The organism is Streptomyces sp. NRRL F-6676, from assembly GCF_000725625.1.
GTDB lineage: Bacteria > Actinomycetota > Actinomycetes > Streptomycetales > Streptomycetaceae > Streptomyces.
Map to the genome: position 1 here is coordinate 1 of NZ_JOHS01000113.1, position 2,519 is coordinate 2,519.

At 77.3% G+C, this 2,519-nt stretch carries 2 protein-coding genes; one reads left to right on the top strand and one right to left on the bottom strand.

Annotated elements, in window-relative coordinates; translation table 11 throughout:
* A partial coding sequence (locus tag IO29_RS31200; RefSeq protein ID WP_037840692.1) for a Gfo/Idh/MocA family protein occupies positions 1–678 on the bottom strand: 678 nt, incomplete at its 3' end.
* 327 nt (positions 679–1,005) lie between these two features.
* On the opposite strand from IO29_RS31200, the gene IO29_RS31205 reads away from it, so the two are divergent.
* The gene (locus IO29_RS31205; protein WP_051708051.1) at positions 1,006–2,319 is read left to right on the top strand and encodes a PucR family transcriptional regulator; all 1,314 of its coding nucleotides are present in this window, start codon (positions 1,006–1,008) and stop codon (positions 2,317–2,319) included.
* The last annotated feature ends 200 nt before the right edge of the window (positions 2,320–2,519 follow it).

Below are 2,519 nucleotides of genomic sequence, written 5' to 3' on the forward strand. Positions count from 1 at the left end.
CGCCGCAGCCACCGGCGCCGTCAGACTCAACGTCACCGCACTCGACGCGCCCCCCACATGCCGCAACACCGCATGCACCGTGCCCCCGGCCCCCCGCCCCGCCGCCTCCACCCGCTCCACATCCCCCAGCACCGGCATCAGCACGGACAGCGCATGCGGCCCCACGTCCCACAACGCCCCCTTCTCCCGCCGCCACGGCGAGGCGGCATACGGACTGTCCCCGGTGAACACCGCCCCGAGCCACTCCGCCCGCGCCGTGAACCACCCACCCCGCGCCGCCTGCTCGGCGACCCACGCCTCGGTCGCCGACTGGAAGCGGGTGGTGAAGAACACCACCGACGCCACCCCCGCCGCGCGCACCGCCTCCGCGACCGCCCGCGCCTCGGCCACGGTGGTCGCGACGGGCTTGTCCAGCAGCAGATGCCGCCCGGCCCGCGCGGCCCGCACCGCGAGCTCCGCCTGTACGGACGGGGGCAGGGCGACGGCCACCGCGTCCACGTCCGCGAGGAGCGCGTCGACGTCGTCGTACGCGCGGGTGCCGTGCGGGGCGGCCAGCTCCGCGGCCGCCTCGGGGCGCCGGCCCCACACCCCGGTGAACTCCACCTCCCGGTGCGCCGCGAGCGCGGGCGCGTGCGCCGCGCGCGCCCAGGGTCCGGTGCCGAGCAGTCCGATCCGCATACCGCCGCTGCCTTCCTCCGTGCCGACGTCCGTACAGCGGGCGCCCCCGGACCACCGGACACGCCCACGTCCCGTGAGGGTGCCACGGGAAGCGGCCACCACACACCCCCGTCCCCGCCCCGTCCCGAGTGTGCGCACCCACAGACCGGCGGGCCGCCGCCGGGGCACGGGCACAACCGGGCGGCCGTCTGCGCTCCCCTCCGGCCGCACCGCCCGCGGTCCGCACCCGTACGGAAATGGCCCCTGCACACCCCTGGGGACCGACCGGACGGTATGTCATTCTTCGGGGCAGGACTGCCCGTCAGCCCGGCCCGGGGGAGGACCGTCATGCAGCACGCACTGCCACACGCACTGCCGCACGCCCTGCCGTACCCACGGCCACGCGGAGCGGCGCGTCCGCAGCCGCCGGCCGCCCCCGCCGCGCGGGGGCCGCGCGTGCGGTCGCTCATCGACGCCGACGCCCTCGGCGTCCTGCACCGGGCCGCCCGGACCCTCCTGGACGACCTGCCCGACCTCACCGACCGGCTGCTCGTCGCGCTGCGCGAGCGGGAGCCCGCCTACCGGGCCGCTCTGGAGCGCGACCCCACCGGCATCCGGCAGGAGGCGCACCGCTCGCTGCGGCACAGCGTCGCCTCCCTGCTCGACCCGCGCGGCACCCGCGAGGCCGCCCGGCGCTGCACCTGGCGGATCGGCGCCGCCCGCGCGGAGCAGGGGCTGCCGCTCGACGCGCTGCTGCACGCCTTCCGGCTCGGCGGCTCCCTGGTCTGGCAGGCCCTCGTGGACGAGACCTCCCGCACCGCGCCCGAGGACACCCGGCTGCTCATCCATGTCGCCGCCGACGTGTGGAACTTCGTCGACGAGCACTGCACGCTCGTCGCCGAGGCGTACCGGGGGACCGAGCGGGAGCTGCTGTGGCGGCGCGAGAACCGGCAGCGGGTGCTGGCCACCGCGCTGCTCGACGGCGTCTGCCGCATCGCCGACCTGTCCGAGACCGCGCGGGCGCTCGGGCTGCCGGAGGACGGGCGGTACGTCGTCGTCGCCGTGGCCGGCGGGGTCCGCCCCGGGGCGGGGGAGTCCGGCATCGTCCGCGGCGCGGTCGTGCCCGCCGGGGCCGACGTGCACTGGCACGCCGGTGCGGAGGCGGACCACGGCATCGTCCTCCTGCCGGACGGCGACCCGGACGCGCTGCCGAGGCCGGGTGCGGAGCTGCTCGCGGGGGCGCGGGTGGGGATCAGCGCGGTGGTCGACGGGCTGGCCGCGGTGGGGGACGCGCGGGCCCGGGCCGACACCGCGCTCGGGCTCTGCCCGGCGGACGGTGGGTGGGTGCGGCTGGACGAGCATCTGCCGGAGGCGCTGCTGCTGGCCAGTCCGGAGCTGGGGATGGCGTTGGTGGAGCGGGTGCTCGGCGGGTTGCTGGAGGTGGAGCCGGGGGAGCGCGAGGTGCTGCTGGCGACGCTGTGGGCGTGGTTCGAGTGCGGGGGGTCCGCGCGGGGGGTGGGGGAGCGGTTGTTCTGTCACCGGAACACGGTGCTGAACCGGTTGCGGAGGTGTGAGCGGTTGACGGGGCGGGTGCTGGGGCGTCCCGCCGACGCGGCGGAACTCAGCCTGGCGCTGACGGCGTACCGGCTGCGTCCCACGTGAGTTTTTCGCCCCCGCCGCCCCTACCCGTCCCGTCCCTTCAAGGGGCTCCGCCCCTTGGACCCCGTTGCGCAGTTCCCCGCGCCCCTGATCCAGGGGCGCGGGGAACTGCGCAATCTTTTCGGGGGTCGGGGGGCTTGCCCCGGGGGACGGGACGGGTAGGGGCGGCGGGGGCGAGAGAAATCCCGCGCGCCCCCTGGGCC

Excerpts from the sequence above, each read along its gene's own strand:
- IO29_RS31205 (WP_051708051.1), top strand. The coding sequence starts at position 1,006 with ATGCAGCACGCACTGCCACACGCACTGCCGCACGCCCTGCCGTACCCA.